An 18,030-nucleotide genomic window follows, 5' to 3' on the forward strand; every position below is an offset into this window, starting at 1 on the left:
GTCGAGCGCGGCCAGGTGCTGTGCAAGCCCGGCTCGGTGACGCCGCACACGGTGTTCAAGGCCGAGGCGTACATCCTGACGAAGGAGGAGGGTGGCCGTCACACGCCGTTCTTCACCAACTACCGTCCGCAGTTCTACTTCCGCACGACCGACGTCACGGGCGTCGTCACGCTGCCGGAAGGCGTCGAGATGGTGATGCCGGGCGACAACATCTCGGTGGATGTCGAGCTGATCGTGCCGATCGCCATGGAAGAGAAGCTGCGCTTCGCTATCCGTGAAGGCGGTCGTACCGTCGGCGCCGGCGTCGTCGCCAGCATCATTAAGTGATGCAAGTCCGGCGGCGGTCTGCTAAGTAGGCCGTGTCGGAAGAGTTTGAAAAGGGCCGGAAACAGCCCTTTTCTCCGGTAGGGGTATAGCTCAGCTGGTAGAGCGACGGTCTCCAAAACCGTAGGTCGTAGGTTCGAGTCCTACTGCCCCTGCCAATTTTCTACTTGAGGAATCGTTCGTTCGGTTCTATGTAACGCTTCCCAGCGGGGTGCGCAGACAAATGTTTGCGCGCCCGCAAGCCGTGAGCGGGTAATGGCCACCAAAACAAATCCATTTACGTTCCTCCAGCAGGTTCGTGCGGAGGTATCGAAGGTCGTTTGGCCGTCGCGTCGCGAAACCGCGATCACGACCGTCATGGTCTTCGTTATGGCCGTGCTGGCGAGCCTGTTCTTCACGGTTGCCGATTTCGGCCTGAGTTGGGGCGTCTCGTTCCTGCTTGGCCTTGGTCGCTAGGCGAGGAGCACTCCATTGGATAAACGCTGGTATATCGTCCACGCCTATTCGAACTTCGAGAAGAAGGTCGCGGAGTCGATCCGCGAGCAGGCGGGGCAGCGCGGCCTGGCCGACCTGTTCGACGAGATCCTCGTGCCGACCGAGAAGGTCGTCGAGGTTCGCCGCGGTCGCAAGGTCGACGCGGAGCGCAAATTCTTCCCCGGTTACGTACTCGTGAAGATGGCGCTGACGGACGACGCCTATCATCTCATCAAGAACACGCCGAAGGTGACGGGCTTCCTCGGTTCGGACAATCGTCCGATGCCGATTTCGGAAGCCGAAGCCAATCGCATCATCCATCAGGTGCAGGAAGGCGTGGAGCGGCCGAAGCCCTCGGTCAGCTTCGAGGTTGGCGAGCAGGTCCGCGTGTCGGACGGCCCGTTTGCTTCGTTCAACGGTCTCGTCGAGGAAGTCGACGAGGTCCGCGCCCGGCTCAAGGTCGCGGTTTCGATTTTCGGGCGCGCCACTCCGGTGGAGCTCGAATACGGTCAGGTCGAGAAGGTCTGACCGTCACGGCGTGGGAGGAGGCGGCGCTCGCCAGGCGTCGTCGTCCGTACCACGCCATTCCTGCCAGCTGAGGCTGGCAAGTGGCCGGCATGATGCCGGCCTACCTCGTCGACAGGTTGTCGGCATGGGAAAGGAACCATCATGGCAAAGAAAGTTGCAGGCTACCTGAAGCTTCAGGTCAAGGCTGCGTCGGCGACCCCGTCGCCGCCGATCGGCCCCGCGCTCGGCCAGCGCGGCATCAACATCATGGAGTTCTGCAAGGCGTTCAACGCGCAGACCCAGGAGATGGAGAAGGGTTCCCCGGTTCCGGTGGTCATCACCTACTACCAGGACAAGTCCTTCACCTTCGTCATGAAGACGGCTCCCGCGAGCTTCCTTCTGAAGAAGGCCGCCGGCCTCGCCACGGGCGGCGCTACGCCGGGCAAGGGTGCGGCTGCTGGTTCGGTCACGCGCGCTCAGTGCGCCGACATCGCCAAGCTGAAGATGAAGGATCTGAACGCCGAGGATCTCGACGCGGCGGTTCGGATGATCGAGGGCTCGGCCCGGTCCATTGGCCTCACGGTGGTTGACTGATCATGGCTCATCACGGAAAGCGCGTCATCAACGCCCGCGAGGGTATCGACCGCAACAAGCTCTACCCGATCAGCGTCGCTGTTTCGCTGATCAAGGATCGCGCCAACGCGAAGTTCGACGAGACCATCGAGGTCGCGCTGAACCTGGGCGTCGATCCCCGCCATGCCGACCAGATGGTCCGCGGCGTCTGCAACCTGCCGAACGGCTCGGGCCGTACGGTCCGCGTCGCGGTCTTCGCGCGCGGCGCCAAGGCTGACGAAGCCAAGGCGGCGGGTGCCGACATCGTCGGCGCCGAGGATCTGCTCGAGATCGTCCAGGGCGGCACGATCGATTTCGATCGCTGCATCGCGACCCCGGACATGATGCCGCTCGTCGGCCGTCTCGGTAAGGTGCTCGGCCCGCGCGGCCTGATGCCGAACCCGAAGGTCGGTTCGGTGACCATGGACGTCGCCAACGCCGTCAAGGGCGCCAAGGGCGGCTCGGTCGAGTTCCGCGTCGAGAAGGCTGGTATCATCCACGCCGGCATCGGCAAGGCGAGCTTCGACACCGAGAAGCTGGTCGAGAACATCAAGGCGTTCGCCGACGCGGTCCAGAAGGCCCGCCCGACGGGTGCCAAGGGCACCTACCTGCAGAAGGTTGCCGTGTCGTCGACGATGGGCCCCGGCGTCCATGTCGATCCGGCCACGGTGCTCGGCGCCTGAGGCGCATGAATTCCGCCCGGTTTCCGGGCGGCAATGAGGTCGTGCGGCGGTTCCGACCGCCGTTCGGCCGAAACCTGTCCGAGACTGCAGGGGCCGGCTCGCCGGCTTAATCTCCTGCATAGACGGGGGGAAGATGGATTTTCCGGCTTCGGCTGGTGATCGGTTCGAACCTCTTTTACCCGGCACTCCGCGAGGAGCACCGGGGGACAGGAACGCAGCGCAACGATCGATACTCGATCGCTGCATACGTAACCGGCGGACCCGACCGAAACGTCGACCGCCAACTGGAGAGAGGCAAGTGGAAAGAGCGGAAAAGCGCGAACTTGTCTCGACGCTCAATGAGGTCTTCCAGGAGACCAATGTTGTCGTCGTGGCACACTATGCCGGCCTCACCGTCGCCGAGCTCACTGCCCTTCGCGGCAAGGCTCGTACGGTCGGGGTCAGCGTAAAGGTCGCAAAGAACCGCCTCGTCAAGCTCGCCCTTCAAGGCACGGAATCTGCCCACATTGCGGACCTGTTCACGGGTCCGACGCTCGTCGCTTACTCCGACGATCCGGTGGCAGCTCCGAAGGTTGTGGCCGATTTCGCCAAGACGAATGACAAGCTCGTCATTCTCGGCGGCGCGATGGGCACGACCAATCTGGATCCGAACGGCGTCAAGGCTCTTGCCACGCTGCCGTCGCTGGATGAACTGCGCGGCAAGCTGATCGGCCTTATCCAGGCCCCGGCTACCAAGGTCGCGACGGTCATCAGCGCACCCGCGTCGCAGCTTGCGCGCGTGTTCGGCGCCTATGCCAAGAAGGATGAAGCGGCGTAGGCCGTTCTCTCATCAACTGAAGTTCGAACCTGATAGGAATATAAAATGGCTGATCTCGCTAAGCTCGTGGACGACCTGTCCGCCCTGACCGTGCTCGAGGCTGCTGAGCTGTCCAAGCTTCTCGAAGAGAAGTGGGGCGTCTCCGCTGCGGCTCCGGTCGCTGTCGCTGCTGCTGCCGCTGCTCCGGCCGCTGCTGCTGAAGAGAAGACCGAGTTCGACGTCGTTCTCGTCGACGCCGGCGCGAACAAGATCAACGTGATCAAGGAAGTCCGCGCGATCACGGCTCTTGGCCTCAAGGAAGCCAAGGACCTGGTCGAAGGCGCTCCGAAGGCCGTCAAGGAAGGCGTGTCGAAGGACGAGGCTGCCAAGCTCAAGGCTCAGCTCGAGGGCGCAGGCGCCAAGGTCGACGTCAAGTAAGTCGACTGAATTCGGCCGGCCCCGGGTTGCCGGGGCCGGTTTCCAACGTGGTCCACTATAAGGACCGCTATCCAGAGAGCCGCGCCCAAGCGCGGCTGTACGGCTTTCCGGATAGCTGTTCTTGAACGTAAAGAAGGAGCGAACATGGCCCTGGAATTCACCGGTCGTAAGCGCATCCGCAAGGTCTTCGGGTCCATCGGCGATGTCGCCGAAATGCCGAACCTCATCGAGGTTCAGAAGGCGTCCTACGACCAATTCCTCATGGTCGAGGAAGCGCAGGGTGGGCGGCCGGACGAAGGTCTTCAGGCTGTCTTCAAATCCGTCTTCCCGATCTCCGATTTCTCGAACACCTCGCTGCTCGAGTTCGTCCGTTATGACTTCGATCCGCCGAAGTATGACGTCGACGAGTGCCGTCAGCGCGGCATCACCTTCTCGGCCCCGCTCAAGGTCACGCTCCGCCTGATCGTGTTCGATGTCGACGAGGACACGGGCGCCAAGTCCGTCAAGGACATCAAGGAGCAGGAAGTCTACATGGGCGAAATGCCGCTCATGACTTCCAACGGCACCTTCATCGTCAACGGCACCGAGCGCGTCATCGTCTCGCAGATGCACCGTTCGCCGGGCGTGTTCTTCGATCACGACAAGGGCAAGACGCATTCGTCGGGCAAGCTGCTGTTCGCCGCCCGCATCATCCCGTATCGCGGTTCCTGGCTCGACATCGAGTTCGACGCCAAGGACATCGTCTATGCGCGCATCGACCGTCGCCGCAAGATTCCGGTGACGTCGCTGATGTTCGCCCTCGGCATGGACGGCGAGGAGATCCTCGACACCTTCTATTCGAAGATCGTCTACTCCAAGGTCGGCGATGGCTGGCGCATGCCGTATGATCCGGCGCGCATGAAGGGCCTGAAGGCCGCGACCGACCTGATCGACGCCGACACCGGCGAGGTCGTGGTCGAGGCCGGCAAGAAGCTGACCGCCCGTGCGGCGCGCCAGCTGGCCGAGAAGGGCGTCAAGGCGCTGAAGGTCCTCAACGAGGATCTGCACGGCACCTACATCGCCGAAGACATCGTCAACATGCAGACCGGCGAAGTCTTCGCCGAGGCCGGCGACGAGATCAGCGAGAAGCTGCTCGAGACGCTCGCCGAGGCCGGCTACGACGAAGTGACGGTGCTCGACATCGATCACATCAACATCGGCGCCTACATCCGCAACACGCTCGCCATCGACAAGAACGAGTCGCGTGAAGACGCGCTGTTCGACATCTATCGCGTGATGCGTCCCGGCGAGCCGCCGACCGTCGACACCGCCACCGCGATGTTCCAGTCGCTGTTCTTCGACAGCGAGCGCTACGACCTGTCCGCTGTCGGCCGCGTCAAGATGAACATGCGCCTCGACCTGACGGCCGAGGACACCGTGCGCGTGCTCCGCAAGGAGGACATCCTCGCGGTCATCAAGACGCTCGTCGAGCTGCGTGACGGCCAGGGCGAGATCGACGACATCGACAACCTCGGCAACCGCCGCGTCCGTTCGGTCGGCGAGCTGATGGAGAACCAGTACCGCGTCGGCCTGCTCCGCATGGAGCGCGCGATCAAGGAGCGCATGTCGTCGGTCGAGATCGGCAACGTCATGCCGCAGGACCTGATCAACGCGAAGCCGGCGGCCGCCGCCGTGCGCGAGTTCTTCGGTTCGTCGCAGCTGTCGCAGTTCATGGACCAGACCAACCCGCTGTCGGAGATCACCCACAAGCGCCGCCTGTCGGCGCTTGGCCCGGGCGGTCTGACGCGCGAGCGCGCCGGCTTCGAGGTGCGCGACGTGCACCCGACGCATTACGGCCGCATCTGCCCGATCGAGACGCCGGAAGGTCCGAACATCGGCCTGATCAACTCGCTCGCGACCTTCGCCCGCGTCAACAAGTACGGCTTCATCGAGAGTCCGTACCGGCGCGTGAAGGACGGCGTTGCCACCGGCGAGATCCTGTATCTCTCGGCCATGGAAGAGTCGAAGTACTACGTCGCCCAGGCGAACGTCGAACTTGACCCCTCCGGCAAGCTGACCGAGGACCTGATCGTCTGCCGTCACTCCGGCGAGAACGTCATGGTCACGGCCGACCGCGTCGACTTCATGGACGTGTCGCCGAAGCAGCTCGTCTCCGTCGCCGCGGCGCTGATCCCGTTCCTCGAGAACGACGACGCCAACCGCGCGCTGATGGGCTCGAACATGCAGCGCCAGGCCGTGCCGCTCGTCCGCGCCGAGGCGCCGTTCGTCGGCACCGGCATGGAATCGGTCGTCGCCCGTGACTCTGGTGCTGCCATCGCAGCCCGCCGCGGCGGTGTCGTCGACCAGGTGGACGCGACGCGTATCGTTATCCGCGCGACGGAGGACCTTGATCCTTCGAAGTCGGGTGTCGATATCTACCGTCTGATGAAGTTCCAGCGTTCGAACCAGTCGACTTGCATCAACCAGCGGCCGCTCGTCCGCGTGGGTGACCGCGTCGGCAAGGGCGACATCCTGGCGGACGGCCCGTCGACGGATCTCGGTGATCTGGCGCTCGGCCGGAACGTGCTCGTCGCGTTCATGCCGTGGAACGGCTACAACTTCGAGGACTCGATCCTCCTCTCCGAGCGCATCGTCTCCGATGACGTCTTCACCTCGATCCATATCGAGGAGTTCGAGGTCATGGCGCGCGATACCAAGCTCGGCCCGGAAGAAATCACGCGTGATATTCCGAACGTTTCGGAAGAGGCGCTGAAGAACCTCGACGAAGCCGGCATCGTCTATATCGGCGCCGACGTCCAGGCGGGCGACATCCTCGTCGGCAAGATCACGCCGAAGGGCGAGAGCCCGATGACGCCGGAAGAGAAGCTTCTGCGCGCCATCTTCGGCGAGAAGGCTTCGGACGTCCGCGATACCTCGCTCCGCGTTCCGCCGGGTGTCACCGGCACGATCGTCGAAGTGCGCGTCTTCAACCGCCATGGCGTGGAGAAGGACGAGCGCGCGATGGCGATCGAGCGCGAGGAGATCGAGCGTCTCGCCAAGGACCGCGACGACGAGCAGGCCATCCTGGACCGCAACGTCTATGGCCGCCTGATCGACATGTTCGAGGGCAAGACCGCCTCCAGCGGCCCGAAGAACTTCAAGAAGGACACCGTGCTGACGCGCGATGTCATCGAGGAGTATCCGCGCTCGCAGTGGTGGCAGTTCGCCTTCGCCGACGAGAAGCTGATGGGCGAGATCGAGGCGCTGCGCGGCTCGTATGACGAGAGCCGCAAGCGGCTGGAGAAGCGCTTCATCGACAAGGTCGAGAAGCTGCAGCGCGGCGACGAGCTGCCTCCGGGCGTGATGAAGATGGTCAAGGTCTTCGTCGCGGTGAAGCGCAAGATCCAGCCGGGCGACAAGATGGCCGGCCGTCACGGCAACAAGGGCGTCGTGTCGCGGATCACGCCGATCCAGGACATGCCGTTCCTCGAGGACGGCACGCATGTCGACATCGTGCTCAACCCGCTCGGCGTGCCGAGCCGCATGAACGTCGGCCAGATCCTGGAGACGCATCTGGGCTGGGCCTGCGCCGGCATGGGCCTGAAGATCGGCAAGATGCTCGAGGAGTACAAGAAGTCGGGCGACGTCAAGCCGCTCCGTCTGACCCTCGACGGCATCTACAACGGTCCGAAGGACGAGCCGATCGCCGAGCTGGACGATGCATCGGTCGTCCGGATGAGCGAGCATCTGAAGAAGGGCGTCTCGATCGCGACGCCGGTCTTCGATGGCGCCCGCGAGCCGGACATTGTCGAGATGCTGGAGGACGCGGGTCTCGAATCCTCGGGTCAGTCGGTGCTCTATGACGGCCGGACGGGCGAGGCGTTCGACCGCAAGGTCACCGTGGGCTACATCTACATGCTCAAGCTGCACCACCTGGTCGACGACAAGATCCACGCTCGTTCGATCGGTCCGTACTCGCTCGTCACCCAGCAGCCGCTGGGCGGTAAGGCGCAGTTCGGCGGCCAGCGCTTCGGCGAAATGGAGGTGTGGGCCCTCGAGGCTTACGGCGCCGCCTACACGCTGCAGGAAATGCTGACCGTGAAGTCCGACGACGTCGCCGGCCGTACCAAGGTGTACGAGGCGATCGTCCGTGGCGACGACACGTTCGAAGCCGGCATTCCGGAGTCCTTCAACGTCCTGGTCAAGGAAATGCGTTCGCTTGGCCTCGACGTCGAGCTCAACCAGTCCAAGCGGATGATGGAGCAGGAAGCCGGTGCGGGCGAGAGCCTCCCGGACGCGGCGGAATAATCCGTCGCGTCTTCCAGGTGGGCCCATTCAGTTTACATGCGGTGGGCCGGAACGAGCGTAGCGCTCGACCGGCCACCGGCATCGAAGGAGATCGGCGATGAATCAAGAAGTCGCGAACATCTTCAACCCGCTGGCACAGCCGGCGCAGAATTTCGACCAGATCCGCATCCACATTGCGAGCCCTGAGAAGATTCTGTCCTGGTCGTACGGCGAGATCAAAAAGCCGGAAACGATCAACTACCGGACCTTCAAGCCCGAGCGCGACGGCCTGTTCTGCGCGCGGATCTTCGGGCCGATCAAGGACTACGAGTGCTTGTGCGGCAAGTACAAGCGCATGAAGTACAAGGGCATCATCTGCGAGAAGTGCGGCGTGGAAGTCACGCTCGCGCGCGTTCGTCGTGACCGCATGGGTCACATCGAGCTCGCGGCGCCGGTTGCCCATATCTGGTTCCTGAAGTCGCTGCCGTCCCGCATCGGCATGCTGATGGACATGACGCTCAAGGATCTCGAGCGCATCCTGTATTTCGAGAACTATGTCGTTATCGAGCCGGGCCTCACCCCGCTGAAGGAGCGTCAGCTCCTCTCCGAGGATGAGTACCTGCGCGCCCAGGACGAGTACGGCGACGACTCGTTCACCGCCATGATCGGCGCGGAAGCCATCCGCGAGATGATGATGGCGCTCGACCTGCCGAAGCTCGCCGTGGACCTGCGCGAGGAAATCGCCACGTCGACGTCGGAGCTGAAGCCGAAGAAGCTCGGCAAGCGGCTGAAGCTCGTCGAGGCCTTCATCGAGTCCGGCAACCGTCCGGAATGGATGATCATGACGGTGATCCCGGTGATCCCGCCGGATCTGCGTCCGCTCGTTCCGCTGGATGGCGGCCGCTTCGCGACCTCCGACCTGAACGACCTGTATCGCCGCGTCATCAACCGCAACAACCGCCTGAAGCGGCTGATCGAGCTGCGCGCGCCGGACATCATCATCCGCAACGAGAAGCGCATGCTTCAGGAAGCGGTCGATGCGCTGTTCGACAACGGTCGTCGCGGCCGCGTCATCACGGGTGCCAACAAGCGCCCGCTGAAGTCGCTCTCCGACATGCTGAAGGGCAAGCAGGGCCGTTTCCGCCAGAACCTGCTCGGCAAGCGCGTCGACTATTCCGGCCGTTCGGTCATCGTGGTCGGCCCGGAGATGAAGCTGCACCAGTGCGGCCTGCCGAAGAAGATGGCGCTCGAGCTGTTCAAGCCGTTCATCTATTCGCGCCTCGACGCCAAGGGCTTCTCGTCCACCGTCAAGCAGGCGAAGAAGCTGGTCGAGAAGGAGAAGCCGGAAGTCTGGGATATCCTGGACGAGGTGATCCGCGAGCATCCGATCCTTCTGAACCGCGCACCGACGCTGCACCGCCTCGGCATCCAGGCGTTCGAGCCGGTTCTGATCGAAGGCAAGGCGATCCAGCTGCATCCGCTCGTCTGCTCGGCGTTCAACGCCGACTTCGACGGTGACCAGATGGCCGTGCACGTCCCGCTGTCGCTTGAGGCGCAGCTGGAAGCCCGCGTGCTGATGATGTCGACCAACAACATCCTGCACCCGGCAAACGGCCAGCCGATCATCGTGCCGTCGCAGGACATCGTCCTCGGTCTCTACTATCTGTCGATCATGGCGGAGAAGGAGCCGGGCGAGGGCATGCTGTTCGGCTCGATCGCCGAGATCGAGCACGCGCTGGCCGCCAAGGCGATCACGCTGCACACCAAGATCAAGGGTCGCTACCGCGGCGTCGACGCCGACGGCAAGGTCGTGTCGAAGATCTACGACACCACGCCGGGCCGTCTGCTGATCGGCGAACTGCTGCCGAAGCACCACAACCTTCCCTTCGATGTCGTCAACAAGCTGATGACCAAGAAGGAGATCTCCAACACGATCGACGCCGTCTACCGCCATTGCGGTCAGAAGGAGACGGTCATCTTCTGCGATCGCATCATGGCGCTCGGCTTCCGTGAAGCCTGCCGTGCCGGCATCTCGTTCGGCAAGGATGACATGGTCATCCCGCCGACCAAGGCCAAGCTGGTCGAGGAAACCCAGGCGCTCGTGAAGGATTACGAGCAGCAGTACAATGACGGCCTGATCACCTTCGGTGAGAAGTACAACAAGGTCGTCGACGCCTGGGCGAAGTGCGGTGACCGCGTCGCCGAGGAGATGATGAAGGGCATTTCGGCCGTCCAGAAGGACGCCGAGACGGGTCGTCAGAAGCCGATGAACTCGGTCTACATGATGAGCCACTCGGGCGCCCGTGGTTCGCCGACCCAGATGAAGCAGCTTGCCGGTATGCGCGGTCTGATGACCCGTCCGTCGGGCGAGATCATCGAGAACCCGGTTATCTCGAACTTCAAGGAAGGCCTGACCGTTCTCGAGTACTTCAACTCGACGCACGGTGCCCGTAAGGGCCTCGCGGACACCGCCCTGAAGACGGCGAACTCCGGCTATCTGACGCGTCGTCTCGTCGACGTGGCGCAGGACTGCATCATCATCGAGCAGGATTGCGGCACCACGAACGGCCTGAAGATGCAGGCGGTGATCGACAGCGGCCAGGTGGTCGCTTCGCTCGGCCTGCGCATTCTGGGTCGTACGGCCGCCGAGGACATCGTCTCCGGCGCGACGGGCGAAGTGCTGGTTCCGGCCGGCAAGCTCATCGAGGAGCGGGATGTCGACGCGGTGGAGAAGGCCGGCGTCCAGGCGGTGAAGATCCGCTCGGTGCTGACCTGCGACACCAAGATCGGCGTCTGCGCGGCCTGCTATGGCCGCGACCTGGCCCGCGGCACGACCGTGAACATGGGCGAGGCCGTTGGCGTCATCGCGGCGCAGTCGATCGGCGAGCCCGGCACGCAGCTCACCATGCGCACGTTCCACATCGGTGGTACGGCGCAGGTGGTGGACTCGTCCTTCATCGAGTCGAGCTTCGAAGGCACGGTCACGATGCGTAACCGCAACGTGGTGCGTGACTCCGCCGGCAAGCTGGTGGCCCTCGGCCGCAACATGGCGATCGTGATCGTCGACAAGGATGGAACCGAGCGCGCGGTCAACCGCGTCACCTACGGTTCGCGCGTCCACGTCGACGAAGGCGATCACGTCAAGCGCGGCCAGCGTCTGGCCGAATGGGATCCGTACACCCGTCCGGTGCTGACCGAAGTGGCCGGTACCATCGGCTACGAGGACCTGGTCGAAGGCATCTCCGTCGTGGAGACGGCCGACGAGTCGACGGGCATCACCAAGCGCGTCGTCATCGACTGGCGCGCCAACCCGCGCGGCGGCGATCTGAAGCCGGCCATCGTCATCAAGGGCAAGGACGGCAAGGTCCTGAAGCTCCCGCGTGGCGGCGAAGCCCGCTACATGCTGTCGGTGGAGGCCATTCTCTCGGTCGACCCGAACTCGACGGTGCATGCCGGTGACGTTCTGGCGCGTATTCCGACGGAAGGCGCCAAGACGCGCGACATCACGGGCGGTCTGCCGCGCGTGGCGGAGCTGTTCGAGGCTCGTCGTCCGAAGGATCACGCCATCATCGCCGAGATGGACGGCACGATCCGCTTTGGTCGCGACTACAAGAACAAGCGTCGCGTCATCGTGGAGCCGGTCGAGGGCGCCGTTGGTGCCGACGGTCAGCCGCTCGAGCCGATCGAGTACCTGATCCCGAAGGGCAAGCCCTTCCATCTCCAGGAAGGGGATGCCGTGGAGAAGGGCGACTACATCATGGACGGCAACCCGGCGCCGCACGACATTCTGGCGATCAAGGGCGTGGAGGCTCTCGCGGCCTACCTCGTCAACGAGATCCAGGACGTCTACCGACTGCAGGGCGTGCAGATCAACGATAAGCACATCGAGGTGATCGTTCGCCAGATGCTGCAGAAGGTCGAGATCTTCGATGCCGGCGAGACGGAGTTCTTCAACGGCGAGCAGGTCGATCGCCTCGACTTTGACCTGATCAACGAGAAGGCGAAGACCGAGGGCAAGAAGCCCGCGCTCGGCAATCCGGTGCTGCTCGGCATCACCAAGGCCAGCCTGCAGACCCGGTCGTTCTTCTCGGCCGCGTCGTTCCAGGAGACGACCCGCGTCCTCACCGAGGCGGCCGTCAGTGGCAAGGTCGACCCGCTCGATGGTCTCAAGGAGAACATCATCGTCGGTCGTCTGATCCCGGCCGGTACCGGTGGCACGATGGGCCGCATCCGCGAGATCGCGACAAAGCGCGACGATCTCATCCTCGAGGAGCGTCGTCGCTCCTCGGCTGGATCGGCCCCGGCGGCAGCGCCGGCCGGCCTGCTCGGCGACCTGACGAGCGCGGCCGAGTAACCGGCCCGCCACACACCGCGACTAAAAGGCCGCCTCAGGGCGGCCTTTTTCATGTCCGCTATTGTGCTGCCGAGACTCTGACGCTGCGTGACGCTATGAGTGCGTTTCGTCACGTTATGATGGTAGCGGTGTACGGGATCCGCGCGCCTGGTCGTCAGGCCGCGCATTCGCTTCGGGGGTGTTGGATTGCGTAGCCTCACGGTTTTGATCCGGACGGGAGTGACCGGCCTTGTCGTGATCGGTCTTCTCGCTGGCTGCGCCGGCAGACCGAAGGGCGTGCTCCTGCCGGTCGATATCTCCGCCCCCGTGCCGGGATCCAGCACGGTGGACATGGCGGTGGCGACGACGCGGCAACGCTCGGCCGAGCGCGGTGAGATGTTCACCGGCGAGCGCGCCCGCGCCATCGACTTCGCCAACATCGTCGTCTCGATCCCGCCGGACAACGCCCGCAAGATTGGCGACGTGCAGTGGCCGCGGAAGCTGCCGGGCAATCCCGCGACGGACTTCGTGACCGTCAAGGCCGAGGACATGGATCTCGGTCAGGCCAAGGCCTGGTTCAACAGCAAGATCAAGCAGTCGCCGAAGCGGCAGGCACTCGTGTTCATTCACGGCTTCAACAACCGTTTCGAGGACGCCGTCTACCGTTTCGCCCAGATCGTGCACGACTCCGACGCCAAGGTGGTGCCGATCCTCTTCACCTGGCCGTCGCGCGGCAGCGTGCTCGCCTATGGCTATGACCGCGAGAGCACCAATTATTCGCGCGACGCGCTCGAACTGCTGCTGACGGCGCTGGCCGACGATCCGAATGTCGACGAGGTGTCGATCCTCGCGCATTCGATGGGCAACATGGTCGCGCTCGAGGCGCTCCGGCAGATGGCCATCCGCGACAAGCGGGTCCCCGCCAAGATCAAGAACGTCATGCTGGCGTCGCCGGACGTCGACGTCGACGTCTTCCGCCGCATGATGGTCGACATCGGGCCGACGGGTCCCAGGATGACGCTCTTCGTCTCTCGCGACGACCGCGCGCTGCAGGTCTCGCGCCGGGTCTGGGGCAATGTCGAGCGGCTCGGCCAGATCGACGTCACGCAGGAGCCCTACGCTTCCGAGATGACCGCCGAGGGCATCACCGTCATCGATCTCACGAAGCTCAGGACCGACGACAAGCTCAACCACGCCAAGTTCGCGGCGAGCCCCGAGGTGGTCCAGCTGATCGGCACTCGCCTCGCGTCCGGCCAGACGATGACCGACTCCCATGTCGCGCTCGGCGACAAGCTGGTCGCTGTCACGACGGGGGCGGCGGCGAGCGTCGGCACCGCCGCCGGCCTGATCGTCACCGCGCCGGTTGCCGTTCTCGACGCGCAGACGCGCGATACCTATGACGACCAGGTGCGCGCCTGGGGCAAGTCGCTCCAGGACAATGCGAGCTCGACCGGCGACCTGCTGACCCCCCAGACCGGAGTCCGCTACTGAGGCGCCCGAAGCGCAGCGTTTGCGGCAGCCAGGGGCTTCGCTCCCATTCGCTTATTCCCTTTGGCGCCCGATCGCGGTTCAATGCTTCGCTACGGCAGCGGGGCGGGGCGCCTTGGCGCCGTGAGCGGATCGTGGGGGAAGTCATGCGTCATACGATTCTGGCGGCGCTTGGCGTCGTCCTGCTCCTCGGGTCCGCGCAGGCCGAGGAGAGCTACAAGCCGGCCGTGCGCGTGCAAAAGATCCTCGAGACGACGACGACGACGAGCGGCGCGCCGATCCGCTACCCCCAGACCGACCAGCCGCTCGTGCAGTCGCTGATCGTCGAGATTCCCTCCGGCGCCGAGACCGGCTGGCATCGACACCCGGTTCCGGCCTATGCCTATATCCTGGCTGGCACGATCGAGGTCGAGAGCGAGGGGCAGGGGAAGCGAATCTTCCGGGCCGGCGATTCTTTCGCGGAGATGGTCGACCATCGCCACAACGGCCGAGTCGTCGGCGAAGAAACCGTGCGAATCCTCATGATCGTAACCGGTCAGAAAGGAATCGCATTCTCGGAGCGCACGCCGGCGCCCTAGCCGCCCGACCGCGACGCGGACCCGGACTCGCCCGATGCGGGGGAAAGTTGCGCGGCTACGCTTCCAGGCTTTCCGAAAGTGTCGGATTCACGGCTCGCTGGCGCCAATCCTTGCGGTGGGGAGGGCGCCGAAATTGAGGCGCTTCGGGGCTTGACGGGGGGGCGTCAAATCAGTAGGTTCCGCGAGCTTTCAGGCAGGTGGTAAGCCCAAATTTTCCAGCGACGACGCGTCGCGGAGTTCAGGTTTAAACACTGTCGGGATCGAAACAGACGTTAGAACGACACGCATGATCGCGGTAAACGCCGTGATCCTCTGCATTTCGTAGCGCCTCCGCGGTATGCGGTACGGGCGCTCTTTGTTCATGGTTCAAGCCGTGGCAGGGGTGCGAAATGCGGAGCGAAACAGAACCGTAGGCTAGCTGAAAGGCGAAGCATGCCGACAATTAACCAGCTCATCCGCAAGCCGCGTCAGGCGCCGGCGAAGCGGAACAAGGTTCCGGCGCTGCAGGAGAACCCGCAGAAGCGCGGCGTTTGCACGCGCGTCTATACGACCACTCCGAAGAAGCCGAACTCGGCGCTTCGTAAGGTCGCGAAGGTCCGCCTCACCAATGGCTTCGAAGTCATTGGCTACATCCCGGGCGAAGGCCACAACCTGCAGGAGCACTCTGTCGTCATGATCCGTGGCGGCCGCGTCAAGGATCTGCCGGGCGTGCGCTACCACATCCTGCGCGGCGTGCTCGACACCCAGGGTGTCAAGAACCGCAAGCAGCGTCGTTCGAAGTACGGCGCGAAGCGTCCGAAGTAATAGGGGTCAGGAACAATGTCCCGTCGCCATAGTGCCGAGAAGCGCGAGATCATCCCGGACCCCAAGTTCGGCGATATTGTCGTGACCAAGTTCATGAATGCCGTCATGTATGACGGCAAGAAGTCGGTCGCCGAGAGCATCGTTTACGGTGCCTTCGACATCATCCAGAACCGGACCAAGCAGGAGCCCGTCGTGGTGTTCCGCCAGGCCCTGGACAACGTCGCGCCGCACATCGAAGTGCGTTCGCGTCGCGTCGGTGGTGCGACCTACCAGGTGCCGGTCGAGGTCCGTACGGACCGTCGTCAGGCTCTCGCAATCCGTTGGCTGCTCGCTGCTGCGCGTGGCCGCAACGAGAAGACCATGGTCGAGCGTCTGTCGGGCGAGCTGCTCGATGCCTCGAACAGCCGCGGCAACGCCGTGAAGAAGCGCGAAGACACGCACCGGATGGCCGAAGCCAACCGCGCGTTCTCGCACTATCGCTGGTAACACGGTCGGAAAGGCAGTCCGTTATGGCCCGCACGCATAAGATCGAAGACTACCGCAACTTCGGAATCATGGCCCACATCGATGCGGGCAAGACGACGACGACCGAGCGGATTCTGTTCTACTCCGGCCGTAGCCACAAGATGGGCGAGACGCATGACGGCTCGGCCACCATGGACTACATGGAGCAGGAGCAGGAGCGCGGCATCACGATCACGTCCGCTGCGACGACGACTTCGTGGAACGGCAAGCGTCTGAACATCATCGACACCCCCGGCCACGTCGACTTCACGATCGAAGTCGAGCGCTCGCTGCGCGTGCTCGACGGTGCGGTCTGCGTGCTGGATTCGAACCAGGGCGTCGAGCCGCAGACCGAGACGGTCTGGCGTCAGGGCGACAAGTACCACGTGCCGCGCATTGTCTTCTGTAACAAGATGGACAAGATCGGCGCCAACTTCGACATGTGTCTCGCGGACATCAAGCAGCGCCTCGGCGCCCGCGCTGTCCCGATTCAGCTGCCGATCGGCGCCGAGAACGACTTCAAGGGCGTGATCAACCTGATCACCATGAAGGCGTGCGTCTGGAACGATGATACCATCGGCGCGATGTACGACGAAGAAGAGATCCCGGCGGATCTGCTCGAGAAGGCGACGGCTTACCGCGCGACCATGATCGAGGCCGCCGTCGAACTCGACGACGCCGCCATGGAAGCCTACCTCGAAGGCAACGAGCCGGACGAAGCGACCCTCAAGTCGCTGATCCGCAAGGCCGTTCTGCACTCGACCTGGTTCCCGGTTCTCGCTGGCTCGGCGTTCAAGAACAAGGGCGTCCAGACGCTGCTCGACGCGGTTGTCGACTTCCTGCCGTCGCCGGTCGATGTGCCGCCGACGAAGGGTATCGACGTCAAGACCGAGCAGGAAGTCGAGCGTCATTCGACCGACGACGAGCCGCTCGCCATGCTGGCGTTCAAGATCATCGAAGATCCCTTCGGCATCCTGACGTTTGCTCGCATCTACTCGGGCGTCCTGAACAAGGGCACCACGCTTCTCAACTCCACCAAGGAGAAGAAGGAGCGCATCGGCCGCATGGTCGCGATGCACGCAAACTCCCGCGAAGACATCGAAGTTGCCTATGCCGGCGACATCGTGGCTCTCGTTGGCCTCAAGGAAACCCGCACCGGCGACACGCTCTGCGACCCCGCCGCTCCGGTGATCCTGGAGAAGATGGAGTTCCCCGAGCCGGTCATCGAGATGTCGGTGGAAGTGGCTTCGAAGGCCGACCAGGAGAAGCTGGGCACCGCCCTGCAGAAGCTGGCTTCCGAGGATCCGTCCTTCCGCGTTTCGACCGACAGCGAGTCCGGTCAGACGATCATCAAGGGCATGGGCGAGCTGCACCTGGACATCAAGATCGATATCCTCCGCCGCGCTCCCTACAACATCAACGTGAACGTCGGCGCGCCGCAGGTTGCCTACCGCGAGACCATTCGCAAGGCGACCGAAGTCGACTACACGCATAAGAAGCAGACCGGCGGCACGGGCCAGTTCGCCCGCGTCAAGTTCGTCATCGAGCCGAACGAGATCGGCGCCGGCTACACGTTCGAGAACAAGATCATCGGTGGTGTGGTTCCGAAGGAATACATCCCGGGCGTCGAAAAGGGTCTCAACTCGGTCATGAGCTCGGGCCCGATCGCGGGCTTTCCGGTCGTGGACGTGAAGATCGCCCTGATCGACGGCGCCTACCACGAGGTCGACTCGTCGGCGATCGCGTTCGAGATCGCGTCGCGCGCCGCGCTTCGTGAAGGCCTGATGAAGGCCAATCCGGCTCTTCTCGAGCCGGTCATGAAGGTCGAGGTCGTCTCGCCGGAAGAGTATGTGGGTTCGGTGATCGGCGATCTGAATTCGCGCCGTGGCCAGATCCAGGGCCAGGACATGCGCGGCAACGCGAATGTCATCACCGCCTTCGTTCCGCTCGCCAACATGTTCTCCTACGTGAACAACCTGCGCTCCATGAGCCAGGGCCGCGCGAGCTACACGATGCAGTTTGATCATTATGAGCAGGTTCCGCAGGCCGTCGCTCAGGAGGTCCAGGCGAAGTACGCCTAGACCTCTCACGCGAAACCCAACCTGCTGACAGACACGACGGAGAATTCCGATGGCAAAAGAGAAATTCGAGCGCACTAAGCCGCACTGCAACATTGGCACGATCGGCCACGTTGACCATGGCAAGACGTCGCTGACCGCGGCG

15 protein-coding genes and 1 tRNA gene are annotated in these 18,030 nt (G+C 63.6%); all 16 read left to right on the plus strand.

Going from position 1 to position 18,030, the window contains the following annotated elements:
- Positions 1-327, plus strand: a 327-nt coding sequence (locus G539_RS24665; protein WP_029075472.1) for an EF-Tu C-terminal domain-related protein, incomplete at its 5' end; no start/stop codon positions are given.
- 79 nt (positions 328-406) lie between these two features.
- Positions 407-482 (plus strand) — tRNA-Trp (locus tag G539_RS0112770).
- Positions 483-579: 97 nt separating this feature from the next.
- Positions 580-780 carry a preprotein translocase subunit SecE gene (secE, locus tag G539_RS0112775; protein ID WP_029075548.1) on the plus strand — a complete coding sequence of 67 codons (201 nt, stop codon included), beginning with the start codon at positions 580-582 and terminating at the stop codon, positions 778-780.
- Positions 781-795: 15 nt separating this feature from the next.
- Positions 796-1,326: a transcription termination/antitermination protein NusG gene (gene nusG, locus G539_RS0112780; protein ID WP_029075549.1), complete on the plus strand. Its 531-nt coding sequence runs from the start codon at positions 796-798 to the stop codon at positions 1,324-1,326.
- Between the two features lie 141 nt (positions 1,327-1,467).
- Entirely contained in the window at positions 1,468-1,899 is a 432-nt protein-coding gene (gene rplK / locus G539_RS0112785) for a 50S ribosomal protein L11 (RefSeq protein WP_029075550.1), read from the plus strand.
- 2 nt (positions 1,900-1,901) lie between these two features.
- A complete protein-coding gene (rplA, locus tag G539_RS0112790) occupies positions 1,902-2,600 on the plus strand; it encodes a 50S ribosomal protein L1 (protein ID WP_029075551.1) in 699 nt (232 codons plus the stop codon).
- A gap of 298 nt (positions 2,601-2,898) precedes the next feature.
- On the plus strand, positions 2,899-3,417 hold the full coding sequence (gene rplJ / locus G539_RS0112795; protein ID WP_029075552.1) for a 50S ribosomal protein L10: 519 nt from the start codon (positions 2,899-2,901) through the stop codon (positions 3,415-3,417).
- Positions 3,418-3,462: 45 nt separating this feature from the next.
- Positions 3,463-3,834 (plus strand): 50S ribosomal protein L7/L12, encoded by a 372-nt coding sequence (gene rplL / locus G539_RS0112800; protein WP_029075553.1) that lies wholly within the window; start codon positions 3,463-3,465, stop codon positions 3,832-3,834.
- A 144-nt stretch (positions 3,835-3,978) separates the two neighbouring features.
- Positions 3,979-8,121 (plus strand): DNA-directed RNA polymerase subunit beta, encoded by a 4,143-nt coding sequence (gene rpoB / locus G539_RS0112805; RefSeq protein ID WP_029075554.1) that lies wholly within the window; start codon positions 3,979-3,981, stop codon positions 8,119-8,121.
- A gap of 97 nt (positions 8,122-8,218) precedes the next feature.
- Positions 8,219-12,454: a DNA-directed RNA polymerase subunit beta' gene (rpoC, locus tag G539_RS0112810; RefSeq protein ID WP_029075555.1), complete on the plus strand. Its 4,236-nt coding sequence runs from the start codon at positions 8,219-8,221 to the stop codon at positions 12,452-12,454.
- A gap of 219 nt (positions 12,455-12,673) precedes the next feature.
- A complete protein-coding gene (locus G539_RS24670; RefSeq protein WP_342665064.1) occupies positions 12,674-13,924 on the plus strand; it encodes an alpha/beta hydrolase in 1,251 nt (416 codons plus the stop codon).
- Between the two features lie 131 nt (positions 13,925-14,055).
- Complete coding sequence (locus G539_RS0112820; RefSeq protein ID WP_156911955.1) at positions 14,056-14,499, plus strand: cupin domain-containing protein; 444 nt, start codon at positions 14,056-14,058, stop codon at positions 14,497-14,499.
- A gap of 432 nt (positions 14,500-14,931) precedes the next feature.
- Positions 14,932-15,303, plus strand: coding sequence for a 30S ribosomal protein S12 (gene rpsL, locus G539_RS0112825; protein ID WP_029075557.1), 372 nt, complete (start codon positions 14,932-14,934; stop codon positions 15,301-15,303).
- A gap of 15 nt (positions 15,304-15,318) precedes the next feature.
- Complete coding sequence (rpsG, locus tag G539_RS0112830) at positions 15,319-15,789, plus strand: 30S ribosomal protein S7 (protein WP_029075558.1); 471 nt, start codon at positions 15,319-15,321, stop codon at positions 15,787-15,789.
- A gap of 23 nt (positions 15,790-15,812) precedes the next feature.
- The gene (gene fusA, locus G539_RS0112835; protein ID WP_029075559.1) at positions 15,813-17,888 is read left to right on the plus strand and encodes an elongation factor G; all 2,076 of its coding nucleotides are present in this window, start codon (positions 15,813-15,815) and stop codon (positions 17,886-17,888) included.
- A 49-nt stretch (positions 17,889-17,937) separates the two neighbouring features.
- Positions 17,938-18,030 (plus strand): GTP-binding protein (locus tag G539_RS27065; RefSeq protein ID WP_154664260.1); only part of this gene is annotated, 93 nt, incomplete at its 3' end.

The organism is Kaistia adipata DSM 17808 (assembly GCF_000423225.1).
Classification (GTDB): Bacteria; Pseudomonadota; Alphaproteobacteria; order Rhizobiales; family Kaistiaceae; genus Kaistia; species Kaistia adipata.

Bases quoted from the DNA above. Each gene is read 5' to 3' on its own strand.
- secE (WP_029075548.1), top strand. From the start codon at position 580: ATGGCCACCAAAACAAATCCATTTACGTTCCTCCAGCAGGTTCGTGCG.
- rplK (WP_029075550.1), top strand. From the start codon at position 1,468: ATGGCAAAGAAAGTTGCAGGCTACCTGAAGCTTCAGGTCAAGGCTGCG.
- rpoB (WP_029075554.1), top strand. From the start codon at position 3,979: ATGGCCCTGGAATTCACCGGTCGTAAGCGCATCCGCAAGGTCTTCGGG.
- fusA (WP_029075559.1), top strand. From the start codon at position 15,813: ATGGCCCGCACGCATAAGATCGAAGACTACCGCAACTTCGGAATCATG.
- rplL (WP_029075553.1), top strand. From the start codon at position 3,463: ATGGCTGATCTCGCTAAGCTCGTGGACGACCTGTCCGCCCTGACCGTG.
- rplA (WP_029075551.1), top strand. From the start codon at position 1,902: ATGGCTCATCACGGAAAGCGCGTCATCAACGCCCGCGAGGGTATCGAC.
- rpsL (WP_029075557.1), top strand. From the start codon at position 14,932: ATGCCGACAATTAACCAGCTCATCCGCAAGCCGCGTCAGGCGCCGGCG.
- rpsG (WP_029075558.1), top strand. From the start codon at position 15,319: ATGTCCCGTCGCCATAGTGCCGAGAAGCGCGAGATCATCCCGGACCCC.
- rpoC (WP_029075555.1), top strand. From the start codon at position 8,219: ATGAATCAAGAAGTCGCGAACATCTTCAACCCGCTGGCACAGCCGGCG.